The sequence below is a fragment of the Ottowia sp. genome, assembly GCF_046348305.1.
Taxonomy (GTDB): domain Bacteria; phylum Pseudomonadota; class Gammaproteobacteria; order Burkholderiales; family Burkholderiaceae_C; genus Ottowia.
In genome coordinates, this window is sequence record NZ_JAXMEM010000005.1 from 54,232 (window position 1) to 75,421 (window position 21,190).

Below are 21,190 nucleotides of genomic sequence, written 5' to 3' on the forward strand. Positions count from 1 at the left end.
GTGGCGGCGGGCGGCCAGGGCGGCCGGTGCCCATATCTCTAGAATGGCGCCCATTATGCGAATCCGCATGCCGCGCACCGCAAGAGGGCCGCTGATGCTTCAGCCGTCCCGTCTGCGCACCCCCGTCTTTTTGCGCCGCGCCCGCCTTTGGTGCTGCCGCGCGCCCCGGTTTTCAAACTCTGGAGTTTTCCCATGTCCGAACGCTTTGCACCGGCCGCCCTGGTCGTGCCCTTTGAACAACTCAGGATGACCGACGTCGAGGCGGTCGGCGGCAAGAACGCCAGCCTCGGCGAGATGATTTCCCAGCTGCCCCAGGGGGTGCGCGTGCCTACCGGCTTTGCCACCACGGCGCACGCGTTTCGCGAGTTTCTCAAGCACCAGGGCCTGGCCGAGCGCATCAGCCAGCGGCTGGCCGCGCTCGACGTGGACGACGTGCGCGCGCTGGCCGAGGCGGGCGCCGAAATCCGCGCCTGGGTCGAGGCCCAGCCCTTTCCGGCCGACCTGGAAAAGGCCGTGCGCGAGGCCTTTGCCAACCTGTCGGCGGGCAACGCCCAGGCCAGCTTTGCCGTGCGCAGCTCGGCCACGGCCGAGGACTTGCCCGACGCCTCGTTTGCCGGCCAGCAGGAGACGTTTTTGAACGTGGTGGGCGTCGATGACGTGCTGCACAAGATGAAGGAGGTGTTTGCCAGCCTCTACAACGACCGCGCCATCAGCTACCGCGTGCACAAGGGCTTTGCGCACGACGTGGTGGCGCTGTCGGCCGGCGTGCAGCGCATGGTGCGCAGCGACCGGGGCGCCGCCGGCGTGATGTTCACCATCGACACCGAAAGCGGCTTCGACCAGGTGGTGTTCATCACCAGCAGCTACGGCCTGGGCGAGACGGTGGTGCAGGGCGCCGTCAACCCGGACGAGTTCTACGTGCACAAGCCCATGCTCAAGGCCGGCCACAAGGCACTGATCCGCCGCAACCTGGGCAGCAAGCTGATCCAGATGGTGTTTGCCACGCCCGAGGAAAAGGCCGCCACTGGCAAGCTGGTCAAGACCATCGACGTGCCGGCCGAGCAACGCAACCGCTATTCGCTCACCGACGCCGAAGTGCAGCAGCTGGCCCAATACGCGCTGGTGATCGAGCAGCATTACGGCCGTCCCATGGACATCGAGTGGGGCAAGGACGGCCAGGACGGGCAGCTCTACATCCTGCAGGCGCGCCCCGAGACGGTGAAGAGCCAGGCCCATGGCAAGACCGAGCACCGCTACAAGCTCAAGGGCAGCAGTACCGTTTTGGCCGAAGGCCGTGCCATCGGCCAGAAGATCGGCACCGGCCCGGTGCGGATCGTGCACAACATCAGCGAGATGGACCAGGTGCAGGCCGGCGACGTGCTGGTCACCGACATGACCGATCCCAACTGGGAGCCGGTGATGAAGCGCGCCAGCGCCATCGTCACCAACCGCGGCGGGCGCACCTGCCACGCCGCCATCATCGCGCGCGAGCTGGGCATCCCGGCCGTGGTGGGCTGCGGCGACGCCACCGAAACGCTCGCCAACGGCACGCTGGTGACCGTCAGCTGCGCCGAGGGCGACACCGGTCGCATCTACGACGGCCTGCTGGACACCGAGGTGACCGAGGTCAAGCGCGGCGCCATGCCGGCGATTGCCACCAAGATCATGATGAACGTGGGCAACCCACAGCTCGCCTTCGACTTCGCCCAGCTGCCCAACGAGGGGGTGGGCCTGGCGCGGCTGGAGTTCATCATCAACAACAACATCGGCGTGCACCCCAAGGCCATCCTGGACTACCCGCAGGTCGATGCCGACTTGAAAAAAGCGGTGGAGAGCGTGGCGCGCGGTCATGCCAGCCCGCGAGCCTTTTACGTGGACAAGGTGGCCGAGGGCGTGGCCACCATCGCGGCGGCCTTCTGGCCCAAGCCGGTGATCGTGCGCCTCTCGGACTTCAAGAGCAACGAATACCGCAAGCTGATCGGCGGCAGCCGCTACGAGCCCGAGGAAGAAAACCCCATGCTGGGCTTTCGCGGCGCCGCGCGCTACATCAGCGAGGACTTCCGCGAAGCCTTTGCCATGGAGTGCGAGGCCATCAAGCGCGTGCGCGACGAGATGGGCCTTGTCAACGTGCAGGTGATGGTGCCCTTCGTGCGCACCGTGGAGCAGGCCGCGCGCGTGGTCGCGCTGCTGGCCGAAAAAGGTCTCAAGCGCGGTGTCAACGACCTGAAGGTGGTGATGATGTGCGAGCTGCCCAGCAACGCCGTGCTGGCCGAGCAGTTCCTGCAGCATTTCGACGGCTTTTCGATCGGCTCCAACGACCTCACGCAGCTCACGCTGGGGCTGGACCGCGACAGCGGGATGGAGCTGTTGGCGCACGACTTCGACGAGCGCGACCCGGCGGTCAAGGCCTTGCTCGGCATGGCCATTGCCGCCTGCAAGGCCGAGGGCAAGTACGTCGGCATCTGCGGCCAGGGCCCCAGCGACCACCCGGACTTTGCCCGCTGGCTGGCGGACGAAGGCATCGCCTCGATCTCGCTCAACCCCGACAGCGTGATCGACACCTGGACGCTGCTGGCGAAAACATGAAGCACCCCCAGTCTCCACTCGCTGCGCGATGGCATGCCCGGTGCTCGCCGCCAGAGGCGGCGGCTCTTCGGTCTGTCCAGACCTGCGCAGGCAGGTCTGGAGCTGCAGACCTCAGCCCCCTTGCAGGGGGCCGAGCCTGCGCACAAAAGGTCCGGTGGACCTTTTGTTGGCTGGCGAGGGGCCGGGCCACTGGCCCGGCGCGGCCTGCAAGGCTCGCCAGTGACCGGGGAGACCCCGGCCACGGCGATTACGGACAGGGCCTGCTCCGCGGCCTTTGGGGTCTTTGGGTTCCAGCCGCTGCGGGTGGCGGGCAGCGCTCTCGGTAGCTGACATGTCGGCTCCGCGCCCTGCACCCACGCATCGCGCCCGCGCGGCGTGGTGGCGTGGCGGGCTGCTGGTGGTGTGGGCGCTGGCGTCATTTGGGGTGGCGTTTTTTGCGCGCGACCTGACGCAGGTGGTGGCCGGCTGGCCGATCAACTACTGGTGGATGGCGCAGGGCGGCGTGCTGGTGTTCATCGCCATCGTGGCGGGCTATGCGTGGGCGATGAACCGCCGCCCCGACGCGGAGGACGAGGACCTTCATGAGCCGGCGGGCGAGTAACCCGACCGCGTCGGGCGATGGGCGCTATCACCGCCTGATGGCGCTGTTCATCGTCGGCTTTTTGGCGTTTCTGGCGCTCATGGCCTGGGCCGAGCGCAAGGGCCTGTCGCGTGACTGGATCGGACCGATCTTTCTGTTTCTGTCGGTGATGTCGTATGCCGGCGTCGGCATCTACGCGCGCACCACCGATCCGCAGGAGTTCTACGTCGCCGGCCGGCGCATTCCGGCCATGTACAACGGCATGGCGACGGCAGCCGACTGGATGAGCGCGGCTTCGTTCATCAGCCTGTCGGGCGCCATTTATCTGCAAGGGATGTCGGGCACGGCCGCGCAGCCGGGTGGACTGGCCTATGTGCTGGGCTGGACGGGCGGCTTTTGCCTGGTGGGCCTGCTGATCGCGCCGCGCCTGCGGGCGATGGAGCTCTACACCGTGCCCGACTTCTTTGCCGCGCGCTTTGGCCAGGGGTCGCGCCTGGTCGCCGCTCTGGGGGCGGTGGCGTGCTCGTTCATGTACGTGGTCGCGCAGATCTACGGCATCGGCTTGATCGCCTCGCGCCTGACGGGCGTTCAGTTCGAGATCGGCATCCTGCTGGGCCTGGGCGGCGTGCTGCTGTGCTCGTTTCTGGGCGGCATGCGTGCCATCACCTGGACGCAGACGGTGCAGTACGTGGTGCTGCTGCTGGCCTTTCTGATCCCGGTGTCCTGGCTGGCCTACAAGCAGCTGGGCACGCCGCTGGCGCCCGTGGTGTACGGCGAGCAACTGCCCAAGATCGCGCAACTGGAGAACGAGCTGATCGCATCGGCTGCCGAGCTGGAGGTGCGCGAGGTGTTCGCGGCGCGTGCGCAGGAGTATGCGCAGCGCCTGCAAGACCCGGCCACCGCGCTGATGCGTGAACGCGCCCGGCTCGACGCCCGCCTGCGCCAGCTCAAGGCGCAAGGCGCCGATCTGTCGCAACTGATGCAGGTGCGGCGCGAGCAGGCCGCGTTGCCGCAGGGCGCCGAGCAGGCGCGCGAGACGTGGACGCGCGCCATGCAGGAGGCGCAGGAGCGCGCCAGGCCCCTGGGCGGATTGCCGCGCCAGGGCCAGGCCTTTGTGGGCAACCCCGACGGCACGGCGGCCGAGCGGGCCGAGTTCAATGCCTCGCGGCTCAATTTTCTGGCCCTCATGTTCTGCCTGATGGTGGGCACGGCCAGCCTGCCGCACCTGCTCACGCGCTTCTACACCACGCGCAGCGTGGCCGACACGCGCCGCTCGGTGGCCTGGTCGCTGGTGTTCATCGCGCTGCTGTACCTCAGCACGCCGGCGCTGGCGGTGCTGGTCAAGTACGAGGTGATGCAGCACCTGGTGGGCAGTCAGTTCGGCGAGCTGCCCAACTGGATCGCCCAATGGGCGCGCGTGGATCCGGCGCTGATTTCGGTGCAGGACGTCAATGGCGACGGCATCCTGCAGTTTGGCGAAATCCGCCTGGGCGCCGACATGATCATGCTGGCCACACCCGAGCTGGGCGGCTTGCCCTATGTGGTGTCGGGTCTGGTGGCCGCGGGTGGCCTGGCGGCGGCGCTGTCCACCGCCGACGGCCTGCTGCTGACGATCAGCAACGCGCTGGTGCACGACACCTCGCCCATCCGCGACAAGGTGGTCGTGGTGTCCGAAAACCGCGTCATCCTGTCCAAGTTCGCGCTGCTGGCCGCGGCCATGGTGGCGACCTTTGTCGCGGTGCTCAAGCCAGCCGAGATCCTGTCGCTGGTGACGGTGTCGTTCTCGCTGGCGGCGGCCACCTTCTTTCCGGGGCTGGTCACCGGCCTGTTCTGGCGGCGCGCCAGCGCGCGCGCGGCCACGCTGGGCATGCTGGCCGGCGCCGGCGTGACGGTGGGCTACATGCTGTGGGCCCACCCCGGCCTGCGCGCCTGGTGGGGCCTGGCGCCGGGCGGGCTGTGGTGGGGCATTCACCCGATTTCAGCGGGCGTCTTCGGCGTGCCGGTGGGCTTTGCGGTGATCGTGGCCGGCTCGTTGTGGCAGCGGCGCGCGGCCAGGTCGGGCTCAGAAGCGGCGGCTGAGGTAGCGTGACCCCGCCAGGCCAAAACGCCAGGGCAGCTCCTGCGCCTTGCTGATGCCGACGCGCGGGCCAGCGATCACTTCGATGGCGCCTGCCGCATCGGGCGCGCGCAGGGCAAACGGCGGTTCGTCCAGCGGCAGCCCGTAGAGCGCCTTGGTGATGCCCAGCGCCTGCCCCACGCGGCCCGGGCCGGCGCACAGCAGGCGCTCGTCATCCAGACCCCGCCGCTGGCGCATGCGCTCGAGCCCCTCCGTGGGTTGCAGCGCGCGAATCAGCACGCCGGCACCGTGCCCGCTTTCGCGGCAGACAAAGTTCAGGCACCAGTGCAGCCCGTAGTTGAAGTACACATAGGCATGGCCGGGCGGGCCGAACATGGCGCGGTTGCGTTCGGTCGGGCCGCGGTGGGTGTGCGCGGCCGCGTCCGCCATGTCATAGGCCTCGACCTCGACGATGAGGCCGCCCACGCCATCGACCAGCAGCGTGGCGCCGATCAGCGATCGCGCCACGTCCACCGCGTCACCGGCAAAGTCCTGGCGTTGGAGAGCCCGTGTCATGAAACTGAAACTGCGGCGACGGGTGCGCTCACTCGATGTTCTGCACCTGCTCGCGCATCTGCTCGATCAGCACCTTCATGTCCACGCTGATGCGCGACAGATCGAGTGCAGCGGATTTGGAGCCCAGGGTGTTGGCCTCGCGGTGCAGCTCCTGGATCAGGAAGTCCAGCCGTTTGCCGACTTCGCCGCCCTGGGTCAGCACGGCTTCGATTTCATCCAGGTGCGCGCCCAGGCGCTCCAGCTCTTCGGCCACGTCGATGCGGATCGCGAAGGCGGCGGCTTCGGACAGGGCGCGCTCCTGCGCCGCCGTGCCGGCGATTTGCGCGCCGGCGTCGGCCAGGGCTTCGTTCCAGCGCGCGATGAAGCGCTGCTTCTGCGCTTGCACGGCTTGCGGCACCAGGGGCTCGGCCTGGCGGGCGAGCTGGCGCAGTTCGCGCACGCGATCTTGCAGCAACTGGCTCAGGCGTTCGCCTTCGCGGGCGCGGGCCGCCATGAAATCGTCCAGCACGGTTCGCGTCAGCGCCAGCACGGCCTTGGCCGGCCAGTCGCGCGGCACGTCGGCCGCGGCGCCGGCCAGGCGCTGCACGTCGGCCACGCCCAGCGGCGCGGCGTCGGGCAGCCAGGCGCGCACCTTGTCTTGCAGGCTCGACAACTGCTGGAGCAGGGCGGCGGACGGGTCGCCCACCAGGCTTGCGGCGCGCCCCTCGAACGTGGCGCGCAGCTCGATCTTGCCGCGCTTGACGCGCTGGCCCAGCAGCTCGCGCAGCGGCATTTCGTGCTGGCGCAGCTCGTCGGGCAGTCGAAAGGCGAGGTCGAGGAATCGGCTGTTGACCGAACGCAGCTCGATCGTCAGGCCGGCGGACCGCGGCATTTGCAACGCGGAATCGCCGGCGGCCTCGGTGGCGCCGAGCCGGCCGCTGGCGAAGCCCGTCATACTGTAAACTGGCATGTAACATTCCTTGGGTTGCAGGGCGGCTTTGGGCCTCGCGGTTGGCGGGTTCCAGTGCGCAACGTCGATGCAACCGAAGCCCTCAAATTATGGCAAAGCCCAAGCCCGCCCCCTTGCCGCCCGACACCATGATCGGCGGTTATCGCGTCCTGCGCAAGCTGGCAGGCGGCGGTTTCGGGCTGGTGTATCTGGCCGTCGATGCGTCGGGCCAGCAGGTGGCCATCAAGGAATACTTGCCCACGGCGCTGACGCTGCGCGCGCCGGGCGAGTTGGTGCCCCAGGTGGCGCCCGAGAAGCTCTCGCTGTATCGCCTGGGGCTGAAGAGCTTTTTCGAGGAAGGCCGCTCGCTGGCGCAGATCTCGCACGCCTCGGTGGTCAGCGTGCTCAACTTCTTTCGCCAGAACGAGACCGTGTACATGGTGATGAACTACCTGGAGGGCGCCACCCTGCAGGACTTCATCGTGACGGCGCGCGAGCTGAAGAAGGACAAGGTGTTTCGCGAATCCACCATTCGCTCGCTGTTCGACGAAATCCTGCGCGGCCTGCGCGTGGTGCACCAGCACAAGATGCTGCACCTGGACCTGAAGCCGGCCAACATCTTCATCACCGACGACAACCGCCCGGTGATGCTGGACTTTGGCGCGGCGCGCGAGGTGCTGAACAAGGAAGGCAGCTTCACGCGGCCGATGTACACGCCCGGTTTTGCCGCGCCCGAGATGTACCGGCGCGACGCCACCATGGGGCCCTGGACCGACGTGTACGCGATCGGCGCGTGCATCTACTCGTGCATGCACGGCTACCCCCCCAACGAGGCGCCGCAGCGGCTGGAGAAAGACCGCCTGGCGCTGTCGCTCACGCGCATGCGAGGGCTGTATTCGGACAGTCTGATCGAGATGGTCGAGTGGTGCATGGCGCTGGACCCGCTGTCGCGCCCGCAGTCGGTGTTTGCGCTGCAAAAGGAGCTCTCGCGCGAGGGCGAGCGGCGCTATACCAAGCTGTCGGTGACCGAGAAAGTCCGCCTGGGGCTGGACAACGTGCTGACCGACACCAAGAAGAACATCAAGCGCGCCACCCATTTCGCCACGCGGATGAGATAAATGGCCCACCCCCAGGCTTCACACGCGGCGCGTTGTTGCGCATCCCCCGTGCGCGGGGGCATCGCCGGCGGCCGCGCCAAGCCGGCTCACGGTGATTGCCCGGCCGGCCGGTCCCGCGGCCATGGGCTTTGTGCCGCTGCGGTCGGCATTCAGCGGCATGGACGGCAGGAATGAAGTTTTCCATTTTTCAGCTCAGCCGCATCGGTGGGCGCGAGAAGAACGAAGACCGCATGGGCTATTGCTACACGCGCGACGCGGGCCTGTTCGTGCTGGCCGACGGCATGGGCGGGCACCCGGACGGCGAGGTGGCGGCGCAGATTGCCTTGCAGACGTTTTCCGCCCAATTTCAGCGGCGTGCGCATGCGCGCCTGGCCGTGGTGCCCGATTTCCTGTCGATCGGGGTCATGGCCGCGCACCACGAGATCATCCGTTACGCCAGCGCGCAGGCCCTGCTGGACACGCCGCGCACCACGGTGGTGGCCGCGGTGGTGCAGGACGGCGTGCTGCATTGGGTGCACTGCGGCGATTCGCGCCTGTACGTGCTGCGCGAGGGCAAGCTGCTCGCTCGCACGCGTGACCATTCCTACGCCGAGACGCAGCAGGCCCATGCCGGCGCCGCGCCCGAGATTCTCAACCGCAATGTGCTGTTCACCTGCCTGGGCTCGGTCGCGCGGCCCATGTATGACTTGGGCGGGCCGATTCCGCTGCGCGAGGGCGACAAGCTGATGCTGTGCTCGGACGGCCTGTGGGACAGCGTGGACGAGGCCGACATCATCGAAACCCTGGCGACGCTGCCCGTGGCCCAGGCCGTGCCGGCGCTGGTCGAGCAGGCGCTGGTGGAGGCCGGCGAGCGCTCGGACAACGTCACCGCGCTGGCACTCGAATGGGAAACGGCCCAGCCGGCCTTTGCCGACAGCGGCTTCACGCAGACCGAGATGATGGACCGCGACAGCTTTGCCTCCACCATCCAGGCCGCCGAGATCGATCCGCTGCTCGACGAGTTGGACGAGCAGGCCATCGAGCGCTCGATCGCCGAGATCAACGACGCCATCCAGCGCAGCGCCGCGCGGCGCTGAGTGCGCCGCCCAAGGCGCGTGCCGCGACCCGCCGGCACCTGTTTCTTTTTTTGCACCCCCACATTCATGACGGAAACCACTGCCCATCACCGCGAAGGCCGCGCCTTCGACGCCCTGCGCCCGGTGCGCATCACGCGCCACTACACCGCTTATGCCGAGGGCTCGGTGCTGATCGAGTTCGGCGGCACGCGCGTGCTGTGCACCGCCTCGGTCGAAGAAAAAGTGCCCCCGCACAAGCGCGGCAGCGGCGAGGGCTGGCTGACGGCCGAATACGGCATGCTGCCGCGTGCCACCCACACGCGCGGTGACCGCGAGGCTGCGCGCGGCAAGCAAAGCGGGCGCACGCAGGAGATTCAGCGCCTGATCGGGCGCAGCCTGCGCGCCGTGTTCGACCTGAAGAAACTGGGCGAGCGCACCATTCACCTGGACTGCGACGTGATCCAGGCCGACGGCGGCACGCGCACCGCCAGCATCACCGGCGCCTTCGTGGCCGCGCAGGACGCGGTGAGCTGGCTGCTGGCGCAAGGGCGCATCGCGGCCTCGCCCATCATCGGTCCGGTCGCCGCCATCTCGGTGGGCATCGTCGCCGGCGTGCCGCTGCTGGATCTGGACTATGGCGAGGACTCGGCCTGCGACACCGACATGAACGTGGTGATGACCGGCGCCGGCCATTTCGTGGAGGTGCAGGGCACGGCCGAGGGCGCGGCGTTTTCGCGTGCCGAGATGGACCGGCTGCTGCAACTGGCCGACAAGGGCATTGGCGAGCTGATCGAGCTGCAACGCCAGTCACTCTTGAATTGATAGCTGCTTGCGCTTGCTGGTCAAGCGCTGGGTTTGGATTTGACCATGAAAATCGTGCTGGCCTCCAACAACGCCGGCAAGCTGGCCGAGCTGCAAGAGCTGCTGGCGCCGCTGGGCATGAGCCTGGTGCGCCAGTCGGACTTGGGCGTGGGCGAAGCCGAGGAGCCGTATCGCACCTTTGTCGAAAACGCGCTGGCCAAGGCGCGCCATGCGAGCGCGGCCACCGGCCTGCCGGCGCTGGCCGACGACGCCGGCCTGTGCGTTGATGCCTTTGGCGGCCAGCCGGGCGTGGACACGGCCTTCTACGCCACGCGCTTTGGCTATCCCAAGGGTGATGCCAGCAACGTGCGCGCGTTGCTGGAGCAGATGCAGGGCGTCCCGCAACGCCGCGCCGCCCTGGTCAGCACCCTGGTCGCGCTGAGGAGCCCCGATGACCCCGAGCCCTTGATCGCCGTCGGCCGCGCGATCGGCGAGATCACGCGCGAGCCGCGCGGGGCCGGCGGCTTCGGCTTCGATCCGGTGATGTTCATCCCCGCCCTGGGCAAGACCTTTGCCGAGCTGCCGGCCGAGCTGAAGAACGCCCACAGCCACCGCGGCCAGGCGGCGCGCGCGATGCTCGAATTGATCAAAGAGCGATGGATGACGTGAAACAACCCCCTGCGTCGCTTCGCGCCTTCCCCCTTCTCTCGCGCTGCGCGCGGGAAGGGGGACGCAGCCAGCGCTACGGGGCGGCCCTTGCGCGGCTGCCCGCGCAAGGGCCGCGCCGCTTTCATTCGCTGCGAGTGGCGCGCAGTGCCATGAACCGCTGAAATGGACGTTGCTGGCTTGATGGGCCCGGGGCTGTTGCAGTTGCCCGCGCTGCCGCCGCTGTCGCTGTACGTGCATCTGCCCTGGTGCATTCGCAAGTGCCCATACTGCGACTTCAACTCGCACGCGCTGCGCCCAGAGGTGGACGCCGATGCGCAGGAGCGGCGCTACGTGGATGCGCTGCTGGCCGACCTGGAGGCCAGCCTGCCGCTGATTTGGGGCCGGCCGGTGGTCAGCGTGTTCTTCGGCGGCGGCACGCCCAGCCTGTTTGCGCCCGAGAGCATCGAGCGCCTGATCGAGGGCATTCGCGCGCGCCTGCCGCTGGCGCCCGCGTGCGAGATCACGCTGGAGGCCAACCCCGGCACCTTCGAGCGCGCGCGCTTTGCCGCCTTTCGCTCTGCCGGCGTCACGCGCCTGTCGGTGGGGGTGCAAAGCTTCAACGACGCGCACCTCAAGGCCCTGGGCCGCGTGCACGACGGCGCGCAGGCGCGCGCGGCCCTGGAAGAGGCGGCCCGCGCCTTCGACACCTTCAACCTCGACCTGATGTACGCGCTGCCGGGCCAGAGCCTGGCCGAGCTGGAGCAGGACGTGCGCAGCGCGCTGGCCTTTGCGCCGCCGCACCTGTCGATCTATCACCTGACGATCGAACCCAACACCGTGTTCGCCAAGCACCCGCCGCGCCTGCCCGAGGAGGACGTGGCCTGGGACATGCTGGATCGCATCACCGAGCTGACCGGCCACGCGGGCATGACGCGCTACGAAGTGTCGGCCTACGCGCGGGCCGGCCACCGCTGCGTGCACAACCTCAACTACTGGAGCTTTGGCGACTATCTGGGCATTGGCGCGGGGGCGCACGGCAAGCTCAGTTTTGCCCATCGCATCGTGCGCCAGGAGCGCTATCGCCTGCCCGAGCGCTACATGCAGCAGGCGCTGGCGGGCGACGCGGTGGCACGCACGCACGAGGTGGCGCCCAGTGAGCTGCCGTTCGAGTTCATGCTCAACGCCTTGCGCCTGAAGGGTGGTTTTGCCTTGCAGGACTTTGGTGACCGCACCGGCCTGCCCATCGACCGCCTGACCGAGTCCCTGCGGCAGGCCGAAAGCAAGGGTTGGCTGGAGCGGGTGGGCGAGGGCGTGCGGCCGACCGAGCGCGGATTTGATTTCCTGAGCGACCTGCAGCAGTTGTTTTTGCCGCCGGCCTGAAATCAGTCATCCATGGCGCTGCGCACCACCCGCAAGGGGGTGGGCGAAACATCGCGCAGCGAGTGGAGACTGGGGGTTTGCATCTCACACCGCACCGAGCCGCATCGGCGCCGGAAAGCCGGTGCGGTGGATCAGCTCCTCCAGCAGCGGCTGCCACTGGCTGCCGGTGGCCACGAAGCGCATCTGCTCCTCATCCATGAAGCCGCCGCGCACGCCATCGCGCATGAATTGCAGCAGCGCGTCGTAATATCCGTCCTGGTTGAGCAGGCCCACGGGCTTGTCGTGATAGCCCAGCTGGCGCCAGGTCCAGATCTCGAAGAACTCCTCCATGGTGCCGATGCCGCCGGGCAGGGCCAGGAACGCGTCGGCGCGCTCGGCCATCAGGCGCTTGCGCTCATGCATGGTCTGCACCACGTGCAGCTCGGTGCAGCCGCGGTGCGCGTGCTCGCGGTCCACCAGCGACTGCGGGATCACGCCGACCACGCGCGCGCCGGCGGCCAGCGCGGCGTCGGCCACCTGGCCCATCAGGCCGCTGCGCCCGCCGCCGTACACCAGCTGGCCACCATGCTCGCCGATCCAGTGCCCCACGGCGCGGGCGATTTGGGCATGACCCGCTTGGACGCCGGGGCGCGATCCGCAATATACGCAGATGGAAAAGGCGGCTTGGGCGGGGGAGGCAGCGGTCATGTTGGTGGTCAAGACAAAAAACGGTGATAGAGCGCTGCGCACCAGACGGCAGTGCACAGCAGCAGGGCCAGCAGCACCGCGGCCGAGCCCATGTCCTTGGCGCGCTTGGACAGCGGGTGCCAGTCGGGGCCGATGCGGTCGATGGCCGCCTCGATTCCGCTGTTGAGCAGTTCGGTGATCAAAACCAGCAGCGCCACACCGGCCAGCACGGCGGTTTCGACCCAGCTGGCGCCCAGCCAGAGCGATGCCGGCAGCAGGACCAGCGCGGCCAGCGCTTCCTGGCGAAAGGCGGTTTCACCCCAGCCGGCGCGCAAGCCCTGCAGCGAATAGCCCGTGGCATGCCACAGGCGCGACAGGCCGCGCCGGGCCTTTTGCGGGTTGGCCGACGGGGTGGGAGGTGGCTCGTGCGGTGGCATCAGGCGGTGGCGCCGGCGGCCGGCGGGCGCACGTCGATCAGGCGGGTGCCCGCCAAGGCGTCGTGCCAGAACTGCCGGTCGGCGCGAAAACGGCTGAGCAGCGCCCACACCAGCACCCAGCCGACCATCAGCACCGTGACCTCGCCGGCACGCAGCGGAAAGGGCGCCATCACCGCCAGCGGCGGCAGGAACCAGACCCAGCCCAGCAGGTAGCGCAGCAGGGCCCGGCCCTGCGACAGGCGCTGGCCGTGGCGGTCCACCATGCGGATGTGCCAGGTCTTCATGGCCAGGGTCTGGCCTTTTTGCCAGAACCAGACGAAATAGATGCCGATCACCACGAAGCAGAAAATTTGCAGCCCGTGGCGGTTGTTCAGCGCATTGCGGGTCTGCGTGAGCGTGCCAAACAGGTAGCCGGCGATGAACACCACGCCGAACAGCAGCATGCCCTCATACAGCCAGCAGGCCATGCGCCGGCGCAGAGGTGGGGCCGTCAGGCGGGGCGTTGTGGTGGTTTCGGCGGGAGGAGAGGCGGTCACGGCAGGCAATGAAGGGCGGGCGGCTTGCCGCACCCCAAGCAAACGGCGCGCCGCAGACGCCGGCGCTCAACGACGGGCGCCCTCGGGTGCGGGCGTCAGAGGCAGGAGTGTATTGCGGTTCAGCGGCACGTTGATCCGCAGGCCGCGGTTGTTGGAGTCCTCCGGCGGGCTCGACGCGGCGCGCACCGGGCGGCTGATCGGGCTGGGGGGCGTGGGGCGCAGCGCCGGAGCGATGGTGACAGGGGGTTTGGGGCGGTCGCTGGCCAGGCGTTCGCGCTCCTGCTCGGGCAAGGCCTGGTATTGCTCCCACTTGGCGCGCTTTTCGTCCGTGGGAACCCGGCGCACCTCGTTGAAGTTCAGGCGGGCGCGGGCGCGCTGCGAGGGGCTGAGCTGGGCCCATTCGCTCATGCGGCGCTGCAGCGTGGCTTGCTCGGCCGGCGGCAGGCGGTGGTAGTTGCGCGCCAGGGCCAGCCATTTGCGCTGGTGCGACGCGCTCAAGGTGTGCCAGTGCTCCTTCAGGGGGTCCAGAGCGGTTTGCTGCTGCGCCGTGAGGCTGGACCAAGGGGTGCCGCTGGTGGCCGCATTGGCGGCGGGCGGGCGGCTCGCCCCCGCTCCTTGTGCGATTGCGGGTGCTGCTGCCGTCAGCGCGAGAACCAGCGAAGCGAGGGCAACCAAGGGCTGACGCATCAGGTCTCGGGGCGCTCCGCCGGCTGCGGGGCCGTGCGCTCGTTGGATTGGGTCTTGAGAAACTGCAGGAACCCGGGGTCCGTATACGCCTGCGGCGGCAGATCATCGGTCAGCAGGGCTGCATCCAGGTCGGCCACATCGACCGCCCGGTCGTCGTTTTGCACGATGTTGATGGCGATCAGGCCCACGGCCAGGGCGGCCAGCAGGAACGCCGAGCTGGCGCGCCCCCAGAAGCCCAATCGGTCGCCGCCGCCAAACCCCAGCACGGCGGTGTGACCCGGCTGGAGCACCACCGGCGCGTCAGCGGTCGCCTTGCGCGCCAGCGCCTGCGGACGCTTGCGCCGGGTGAGCGCCTGCTGACGCGCCACCCGCAGGCGCTCGGACACGTCGTGCGACACCTCATTGGCGCCGGCGGACAGCCGCGCGGCAATGCGCAGGCCCATGCGGTTTTGCAGGATGTCGTCGTGTTGCAGCTGGTGGTTGGTGCTCATGGCGTGATTCCCTTGGCGCGCAGTGCCTTGGCCAGCGCTTGCACGGCGCGAGAACAATGCGTCTTGACGCTGCCTTCGGAGCAGCCCATCGCGGCTGCCGTTTCGGCGACGTCCATTTCCTCCCAGTAACGCATCAGAAAGGCTTCCCGTTGACGCGCCGGCAGGGTCTGGACCTGCATTTCGATGGCCTGCAGGATTTGCGCGCGCCGGGTGGTGTCTTCGGCGCTTTCGACGGCTTCGCCGTTGGCGCTGCCGGCAAAGGCCTCCAGCAGGTCGAATCCGCTGTCCTCGCCCTCGGACTCGAAGTCGCTCAGGTTGGAAAACAGCGCGTTGCGCGACTTCTGGCGCCGAAACCAGTCCAGCGTGGTGTTGGACAGGATGCGCTGAAACAGCAGGGGCAACTCGGCGGCCGGCTTGTCGCCGTAGTGCTCGGCCAGCTTCATCATGCTGTCCTGCACGATGTCCAGCGCCGCGTTTTCGTCGCGTACGTGATAGAGCGCGCGCTTGAACGCGCGCTTTTCCACGCTGCGCAGCAAATCGGAGAGTTCTTGTTCGGTCGCCAAGGGCGTCAGTCGGTGCGGGGCGCGAGGCACGCGCGCTTGAGGGCAAGCGCTGGCGCGAGGGCGGCCAAAGCAAGGATTATTGCATCGGTGCGCGCGGGCGATTGATGCGCTGCAACATTCGGTCGCGGCCGGTGTCATAATGCGCGCTTGCAGTCAAAGTGGCAAACGGGTCACCGTCCGGCGGGCTTTACAGCTTCCCGTCCATGGCGTGTGGTCTCAAGTCCTGAAGCGGCCCCACGAGGGCTGGCAAGGGGCACCCAAGGTTTTTCGTCAGAGAAATTCTCGAAAGGTTGATCAAAATGGAAATCTCCAAAGCCGAACTCAAATCGGCCGCCGCTGCCGCGTCGGCACGCAGCGATACCCCCCATTCGCAAGAGTTGCGCGGCGCCGAAGTCCTGGTCAAGGCCTTGCAGGCCGAAGGCGTGAAGTACGTCTGGGGTTACCCCGGCGGCGCGGTGTTGCATATCTACGACGCGTTTTACAAGCAGGAATCCATCCAGCACGTGCTGGTGCGCCACGAGCAGGCGGCCGTGCACGCGGCCGACGGCTATGCGCGTGCCACGGGCGACGTGGGCGTGGCCCTGGTCACCTCGGGTCCGGGCGTGACCAACGCCGTCACCGGCATTGCCACGGCCTACATGGACTCGATCCCGATGGTGATCATCTGCGGGCAGGTGCCCACCGCGGCCATCGGGCAGGACGCCTTCCAGGAGTGCGACACCGTCGGCATTACGCGCCCCATCGTCAAGCACAACTTCCTGGTCAAGGACGTGCGCGACATGGCCACGGTGATGAAAAAGGCCTTCCACATCGCGCGCTCGGGCCGCCCGGGCCCGGTGGTGGTGGACATTCCCAAGGACGTGTCCTTTGCCAAGACGGCCTACAAGGGCTATCCCGAGACCATTGAGATGCGCTCGTACAACCCCGTGCGCAAGGGCCACAGCGGGCAGATCCGCAAGGCGCTGCAGTTGCTGCTGGCGGCCAAGCGCCCCTACATCTACACCGGTGGTGGCGTGCTGCTGGCCAACGCCAGCGCCGAGCTGCGCACCCTGGTCGACCTGCTGGGCGCGCCCGTCACCAACACGCTGATGGGCTTGGGGGCGTTTCCGGCCTCGGACAAGCGCTTTGTCGGCATGCTGGGCATGCACGGCACCTGGGAAGCCAACAACGCCATGCAGAGCTGCGACGTGCTGCTGGCCGTGGGTGCGCGCTTTGACGACCGCGTGATCGGCAACCCCAAGCACTTTGCGCAGAATGAACGCAAGATCATCCACATCGACATCGACCCGTCGAGCATTTCCAAGCGCGTCAAGGTGGACGTGCCGATCGTCGGCGACGTCAAGGACGTGCTGACCGAGCTGATCGCCATGCTGCGCGAATCGCCGGTCAAGCCCAACGCGGCGGCGCTGGCCGACTGGTGGAAGGCCATCGACGGCTGGCGCGGGCGCGACTGCCTGGCCTACGACCGCAGCAACACCGACGTGATCAAGCCGCAATACGTCGTGGAGACGCTGTGGAACATGACCCGGGACGCCGATACCTACATCACGTCCGACGTGGGCCAGCACCAGATGTGGGCGGCGCAGTACTACCGCTTCGACGAGCCGCGCCGCTGGATCAACTCGGGCGGGCTGGGCACCATGGGCGTGGGCATTCCGTACGCCATGGGCATCAAGCTGGCCAGGCCCGACAGCGAAGTCTTTTGCGTCACCGGCGAAGGCTCGGTGCAGATGTGCATCCAGGAGCTGTCCACCTGCCTGCAATACAACACGCCGATCAAGATCGTCTCGCTCAACAACCGCTACCTGGGCATGGTGCGGCAGTGGCAGGAAATCGAGTATTCGGGCCGCTACAGCCAGAGTTACATGGATGCGCTGCCCAACTTCGTCAAGCTGGCCGAGGCCTACGGCCACGTCGGCATGCTGATCGAGCGCCCGCAGGACGTGGAGCCCGCACTGCGCGAGGCGCGCAAGCTCAAGGACCGCACCGTGTTCATGGACTTCCGCACCGACCCGACGGAAAACGTCTTCCCGATGGTGCGCGCGGGCATGGGCATCACCGAGATGCTGCTGGGCTCGGAAGACCTTTGATGTCCAAAACCGGACGCAGAGGACGCAAAGAATCCGCAAAGAACGCAAAAGAGACCGAAGAAAATTCATGAATTTTTTTGCGTCCTCTGCGCAACTTTTGCGTCCTCTGCGTCCGGTATTTGAATCTTTATCCCCCTGAAGACGAATCTATTGCCCGCCAAGCCCGTCGCTTACCGGCTGCGGGGGAGGGCGGCGAAAACGGCAGTTTCTGCGACCACTTTTTAGGTCGTTTGCCGTCGCAAAAAGAGGAATCGAAACATGAAACACATCATTGCCGTACTGATTGAAAACGAGGCGGGCGCGCTGTCCCGCGTGGTGGGCCTGTTTTCGGCCCGGGGCTACAACATCGAGTCGCTCATCGTGGCGCCCACCGAGGACGCCAGCCTTTCGCGCATGACCATCCAGACCACCGGCTCGGAAGAAGTCATCGAGCAGATCACCAAGCACCTGAACCGCCTGATCGAGGTGGTCAAGGTGGTCGAGTTGACCGAGGGCGCCTACATCGAGCGCGAGCACATGATGGTCAAGGTGCGCGCCGTCGGCAAGGAGCGCGAGGAGATCAAACGCACCACCGACATCTTCCGCGGCCGCATCATCGACGTGACCGACAAGAGCTACACCATCGAGATGACGGGCGACCAGGCCAAGCACGACGCCTTCCTGAGCTCCATCGACAAGAGCGCCATCCTGGAGACCGTGCGCACCGGCGCCAGCGGCATCGGGCGCGGCGAGCGATTATTGAAGGTTTGAGCCTGCAGCGCTTGCCCTTCCTGCGCAAGGCGCTTCATTTTTGATAGTAATCCAGACAACCCAAGGAGAAAACCCGTGAAAGTGTTCTACGACAAAGACTGTGACCTGTCCCTCATCAAGGGCAAGACCGTGGCCATCATCGGCTACGGCAGCCAGGGCCATGCGCACGCGCAAAACCTGAGCGACAGCGGCGTCAAGGTGGTGGTCGGCCTGCGCAAGGGCGGTGCCAGCTGGCCCAAGGTCGAGAAGGCCGGCCTGAAGGTGGCCGAGGTGGCCGAGGCCGTCAAGCAGGCCGACGTGGTGATGATCCTGCTGCCCGACGAGCAGATCGCCAAGGTGTATCGCGACGAGGTCGAGGCCAACATCAAGCAAGGCGCCTCGCTGGCCTTTGCCCACGGCTTCAACGTGCACTATGGCCAGGTCGTGCCGCGCGCCGACCTGGACGTGTGGATGGTGGCGCCCAAGGCGCCCGGCCATACCGTGCGCAGCACCTACACCCAGGGCGGCGGCGTGCCGCACCTGGTGGCCGTGCACCAGGACCAGAGCGGCAAGGCGCGCGACCTGGCGCTGTCCTACGCCATGGCCAACGGCGGCGGCAAGGCCGGCATCATCGAGACCAACTTCCGCGAAGAAACCGAGACCGACCTGTTCGGCGAGCAGGCGGTGCTGTGCGGCGGCACCGTCGAGCTGATCAAGGCGGGTTTTGAAACCCTGGTCGAGGCTGGCTACGCGCCCGAGATGGCCTACTTCGAGTGCCTGCACGAGCTGAAACTGATCGTCGATCTGATCTATGAAGGCGGCATCGCCAACATGAACTACTCGATCAGCAACAACGCCGAGTACGGCGAGTACGTGACCGGTCCGCGCATCGTCACCGACGAGACCAAGAAGGCCATGCGCCAGGCGCTGCGCGACATCCAGACCGGCGAATACGCCAAGAGCTTCATTGCCGAGAACCTGGCCGGCGCGCCCACGCTGCAAAGCCGCCGCCGCCTGAATGCCGAAAGCCAGATCGAAGTGGTGGGCGAAAAGCTGCGCGCCATGATGCCCTGGATCAAGGCCAACAAGCTGGTGGACAAATCCCGCAACTGAGCGGCGCCTTGCCAGAACAGGGCCACGCCGGGCGGCGTGGCCTTTTTTTGGCCCCGAGCCATTTCACCGCGTTTCTTGCCGATGAAGGCCGCCACCGGATGCCTGATTTGAAGCCGTGGCATAGTTGACTCCACAGACAGGAGATGAACATGGTCAAGGCCCGCAAACAGCCCTATACCCGGCTCACCGAACCGCTGGTACGCGACAACGGCGTGCTGCGTCCCGCCACGTGGGACGAGGCACTTGATCGCGCGGCTGAAGGCTTTCTGCGCAACATCGAGGCGCATGGCCCCGACGCTTTTGGCATGTTCTCGTGCTCGCGCGCCACCAACGAGATGAACTTCATCGGCCAGAAGTTCACCCGCGCGGTGATCGGCACCAACAACATCGACTCCTGCAATCGAACGTGACACGCACCCAGCGTCGCCGGTCTGGTGACGGTGTTTGGTGCGGGCGGTGGCACTTCGTCCTATCGAGAGATCGAGGACGCGGATCTGATCGTCTTCTGGGGCTCCAACGCCCGTGAAGCGCATCCGATCTTTTTCCACCATGCCCTGAAGGGCATTCACAAGGGCGCCAAGGTCTACGCGGTCGATCCGCGCCGCTCCAAGACGGCCGAATGGGCCGACACCTGGCTCGGACTGGACGTCGGTACCGACGTGGCGCTGGCCTATGGCGTGGGCCGCGAGATCATCCACGCCGGCCTGGTCAACGAAGCCTTTGTTGCCAACGCCACCATCGGGTTCGAGGAATACGTCGCCGCCTGCGAGCCATGGACACTGCAAGTCACCGCGCGCGAGACCGGGGTGCCGGCCGAGCTGATCCGCGAGTTCGCGCACGACTATGCCAGGGCCGAGCGTGCGCAACTGTGCTGGACGCTGGGCATCACCGAGCACCACAACGGCACCGACAACGTGCGCGCGCTGTGCAACCTCGCGCTGCTGACGGGCCAGGTCGGCCGCTGGGGCGCGGGACTGGTTCCGGTGCGCGGCCAGAACAACGTGCAGGGCGGCGGCGACATGGGGGCCATCCCCAGGAATCTGCCCGGGTTCCAGAGCGTCGAGAACCCCGAGCACCGGGCCAAGTTCGAGCGCATGTGGGGGGTCACGCTGCCATCGAAAGGCGGCTTGACGCTGTCCGAAATGATGGAGGCGATGGACGAGGGCCACCTGACCAACCTCTACATCATCGGCGAGAACCCGGTGCAGTCCGACGCCGACACCGCGGCGGTGACGCGGCGGCTGGAGAACCTGGATCACCTGGTGGTGCAGGACATCTTCCTGACCAAGACCGCGTCCCTGGCCGACGTGGTGCTTCCGTCGGCGGCGGCGTGGTGCGAGGGCGAGGGCACCTTCACCAACAGCGAACGGCGCGTGCAGCGCGTGCGCAAGGCATTGGAGCCGCCGGGTGGGGCGAAGGACGACATCGAGATCATCCGCCTGGTGGCCGAGCGCATGGGGCATGTGTGGCCGGTGCAAACGGCGCAGCAGGTCTGGGACGAGTTGCGCGCGCTGTCGCCGGCGCACCATGGCATGACTTACCGGCTGCTCGAGCAGCGCGGTGGCTTGCAGTGGCCTTTCCCCGAGGAGGACAGTCCCGAGTCCCCGTTCCTGCATGGCCGGCTGTGGGAGAAGGATCCCGCCAAGCGCGGGCGCCTGGCGCCGTTCGGCATCATCGAACACCGGCTGCCGGTGGACAAGCTGGACGACGAGTTCCCGCTGCGCCTGACGACCGGGCGGCGCCTGACCGACTACAACACCGGCGTGCAGTCCGGCGGCTTCAATTCGCCCATCCGCTTTGGCGGCTGCGTCGATTTTTCGCCCGAGGATTTGACGCGGCTCGGCATTGATGAGGGCGAGGTGGTCCGGGTCAGCTCGCGGCGCGGCACCGTGCTGGCGCCTGCCCGGCTGGACCCGGGCCTGCGGCCCGGGCTGCTGTTCATGGCATGCAACTTTCCCGACGACGTGGACGTCAACTCGCTCACCATCGAGGCCAACTGCCCGATCGCCAAGACCGCGGAGTTCAAGGCGACGGCCGTCAAGGTGGAAAAGGCGGGCGGCGATGCGACGCGGGATCAGCGCGATGCCGGCGCGGCCGACCCCGGAGCGCGAGACGGCGAACCCGCGCGTGCCAGGCAGGAAGGATGAATT

At 67.4% G+C, this 21,190-nt stretch carries 20 protein-coding genes; 12 read left to right on the forward strand and 8 right to left on the reverse strand.

The features are described 5' to 3' along the window. Window positions 1-192: 192 nt before the first annotated feature. From ppsA to U1F38_RS06300, 3 genes are all read left to right on the forward strand, one after another. Window positions 193-2,586 carry a phosphoenolpyruvate synthase gene (ppsA, locus tag U1F38_RS06290; protein ID WP_409986202.1) on the forward strand — a complete coding sequence of 798 codons (2,394 nt, stop codon included), beginning with the start codon at window positions 193-195 and terminating at the stop codon, window positions 2,584-2,586. A gap of 331 nt (window positions 2,587-2,917) precedes the next feature. Next, window positions 2,918-3,187 carry a DUF4212 domain-containing protein gene (locus U1F38_RS06295; protein ID WP_409986203.1) on the forward strand — a complete coding sequence of 90 codons (270 nt, stop codon included), beginning with the start codon at window positions 2,918-2,920 and terminating at the stop codon, window positions 3,185-3,187. After that, window positions 3,168-5,255, forward strand: coding sequence for a VC_2705 family sodium/solute symporter (locus U1F38_RS06300; RefSeq protein ID WP_409986204.1), 2,088 nt, complete (start codon window positions 3,168-3,170; stop codon window positions 5,253-5,255). The genes U1F38_RS06295 and U1F38_RS06300 overlap by 20 nt, the downstream gene beginning before the upstream one ends. On the opposite strand, the gene U1F38_RS06305 is transcribed toward U1F38_RS06300, so the two are convergent. Both U1F38_RS06305 and U1F38_RS06310 read right to left on the reverse strand, forming a co-directional pair. Further along, the gene (locus U1F38_RS06305) at window positions 5,229-5,798 is read right to left on the reverse strand and encodes a DNA-3-methyladenine glycosylase (protein ID WP_409986205.1); all 570 of its coding nucleotides are present in this window, start codon (window positions 5,796-5,798) and stop codon (window positions 5,229-5,231) included. The two genes, U1F38_RS06300 and U1F38_RS06305, sit on opposite strands and share 27 nt — an antisense overlap. A 28-nt stretch (window positions 5,799-5,826) precedes the next feature. Continuing rightward, window positions 5,827-6,747: a YicC/YloC family endoribonuclease gene (locus tag U1F38_RS06310; RefSeq protein WP_409986206.1), complete on the reverse strand. Its 921-nt coding sequence runs from the start codon at window positions 6,745-6,747 to the stop codon at window positions 5,827-5,829. A gap of 89 nt (window positions 6,748-6,836) precedes the next feature. Between U1F38_RS06310 and U1F38_RS06315 the strand changes: the two genes are divergently transcribed. The 5 genes from U1F38_RS06315 to hemW all read left to right on the forward strand — a co-directional run bounded on the left by U1F38_RS06315 (window position 6,837) and on the right by hemW (window position 11,728). After that, window positions 6,837-7,844 carry a serine/threonine protein kinase gene (locus U1F38_RS06315; RefSeq protein WP_409986207.1) on the forward strand — a complete coding sequence of 336 codons (1,008 nt, stop codon included), beginning with the start codon at window positions 6,837-6,839 and terminating at the stop codon, window positions 7,842-7,844. A 170-nt stretch (window positions 7,845-8,014) separates the two neighbouring features. Then, the gene (locus U1F38_RS06320; RefSeq protein WP_409986208.1) at window positions 8,015-8,920 is read left to right on the forward strand and encodes a PP2C family protein-serine/threonine phosphatase; all 906 of its coding nucleotides are present in this window, start codon (window positions 8,015-8,017) and stop codon (window positions 8,918-8,920) included. A 66-nt stretch (window positions 8,921-8,986) separates the two neighbouring features. After that, complete coding sequence (rph, locus tag U1F38_RS06325; RefSeq protein WP_409986209.1) at window positions 8,987-9,721, forward strand: ribonuclease PH; 735 nt, start codon at window positions 8,987-8,989, stop codon at window positions 9,719-9,721. Window positions 9,722-9,766: 45 nt separating this feature from the next. Next, window positions 9,767-10,369, forward strand: coding sequence for an RdgB/HAM1 family non-canonical purine NTP pyrophosphatase (gene rdgB, locus U1F38_RS06330; protein WP_409986210.1), 603 nt, complete (start codon window positions 9,767-9,769; stop codon window positions 10,367-10,369). A 162-nt stretch (window positions 10,370-10,531) separates the two neighbouring features. After that, window positions 10,532-11,728 carry a radical SAM family heme chaperone HemW gene (gene hemW / locus U1F38_RS06335; protein ID WP_409986211.1) on the forward strand — a complete coding sequence of 399 codons (1,197 nt, stop codon included), beginning with the start codon at window positions 10,532-10,534 and terminating at the stop codon, window positions 11,726-11,728. Window positions 11,729-11,812: 84 nt separating this feature from the next. On the opposite strand, the gene U1F38_RS06340 is transcribed toward hemW, so the two are convergent. The 6 genes from U1F38_RS06340 to U1F38_RS06365 form a co-directional block, all read right to left on the reverse strand. Further along, window positions 11,813-12,415, reverse strand: coding sequence for a TIGR00730 family Rossman fold protein (locus U1F38_RS06340; protein ID WP_409986212.1), 603 nt, complete (start codon window positions 12,413-12,415; stop codon window positions 11,813-11,815). A gap of 8 nt (window positions 12,416-12,423) precedes the next feature. Then, a complete protein-coding gene (locus U1F38_RS06345; RefSeq protein WP_409986213.1) occupies window positions 12,424-12,831 on the reverse strand; it encodes a diacylglycerol kinase in 408 nt (135 codons plus the stop codon). After that, window positions 12,831-13,298, reverse strand: coding sequence for an RDD family protein (locus U1F38_RS06350; protein WP_409986478.1), 468 nt, complete (start codon window positions 13,296-13,298; stop codon window positions 12,831-12,833). Before U1F38_RS06350 ends, U1F38_RS06345 begins: the two co-directional genes overlap by 1 nt. A 135-nt stretch (window positions 13,299-13,433) precedes the next feature. Then, window positions 13,434-14,054: a DUF3106 domain-containing protein gene (locus U1F38_RS06355; RefSeq protein ID WP_409986214.1), complete on the reverse strand. Its 621-nt coding sequence runs from the start codon at window positions 14,052-14,054 to the stop codon at window positions 13,434-13,436. Beyond that, window positions 14,054-14,545 carry a DUF3619 family protein gene (locus tag U1F38_RS06360; protein ID WP_409986215.1) on the reverse strand — a complete coding sequence of 164 codons (492 nt, stop codon included), beginning with the start codon at window positions 14,543-14,545 and terminating at the stop codon, window positions 14,054-14,056. Before U1F38_RS06360 ends, U1F38_RS06355 begins: the two co-directional genes overlap by 1 nt. Further along, window positions 14,542-15,108: an RNA polymerase sigma factor gene (locus U1F38_RS06365; RefSeq protein WP_409986216.1), complete on the reverse strand. Its 567-nt coding sequence runs from the start codon at window positions 15,106-15,108 to the stop codon at window positions 14,542-14,544. The genes U1F38_RS06360 and U1F38_RS06365 overlap by 4 nt, the downstream gene beginning before the upstream one ends. Before the next feature lie 299 nt (window positions 15,109-15,407). Here U1F38_RS06365 and U1F38_RS06370 point away from each other — a divergent pair, with 299 nt between their 5' ends. From U1F38_RS06370 to U1F38_RS06385, 4 genes are all read left to right on the forward strand, one after another. Continuing rightward, window positions 15,408-17,198 (forward strand): acetolactate synthase 3 catalytic subunit, encoded by a 1,791-nt coding sequence (locus U1F38_RS06370; RefSeq protein WP_409986217.1) that lies wholly within the window; start codon window positions 15,408-15,410, stop codon window positions 17,196-17,198. A 258-nt stretch (window positions 17,199-17,456) separates the two neighbouring features. After that, complete coding sequence (gene ilvN, locus U1F38_RS06375) at window positions 17,457-17,948, forward strand: acetolactate synthase small subunit (RefSeq protein ID WP_409986218.1); 492 nt, start codon at window positions 17,457-17,459, stop codon at window positions 17,946-17,948. A gap of 75 nt (window positions 17,949-18,023) precedes the next feature. Beyond that, window positions 18,024-19,040, forward strand: a complete 1,017-nt coding sequence (ilvC, locus tag U1F38_RS06380; RefSeq protein WP_409986219.1) for a ketol-acid reductoisomerase — start codon at window positions 18,024-18,026, stop codon at window positions 19,038-19,040. Window positions 19,041-19,183: 143 nt separating this feature from the next. Beyond that, window positions 19,184-21,187 carry a molybdopterin oxidoreductase family protein gene (locus U1F38_RS06385; protein ID WP_409986220.1) on the forward strand — a complete coding sequence of 668 codons (2,004 nt, stop codon included), beginning with the start codon at window positions 19,184-19,186 and terminating at the stop codon, window positions 21,185-21,187. Window positions 21,188-21,190 lie beyond the last annotated feature (3 nt).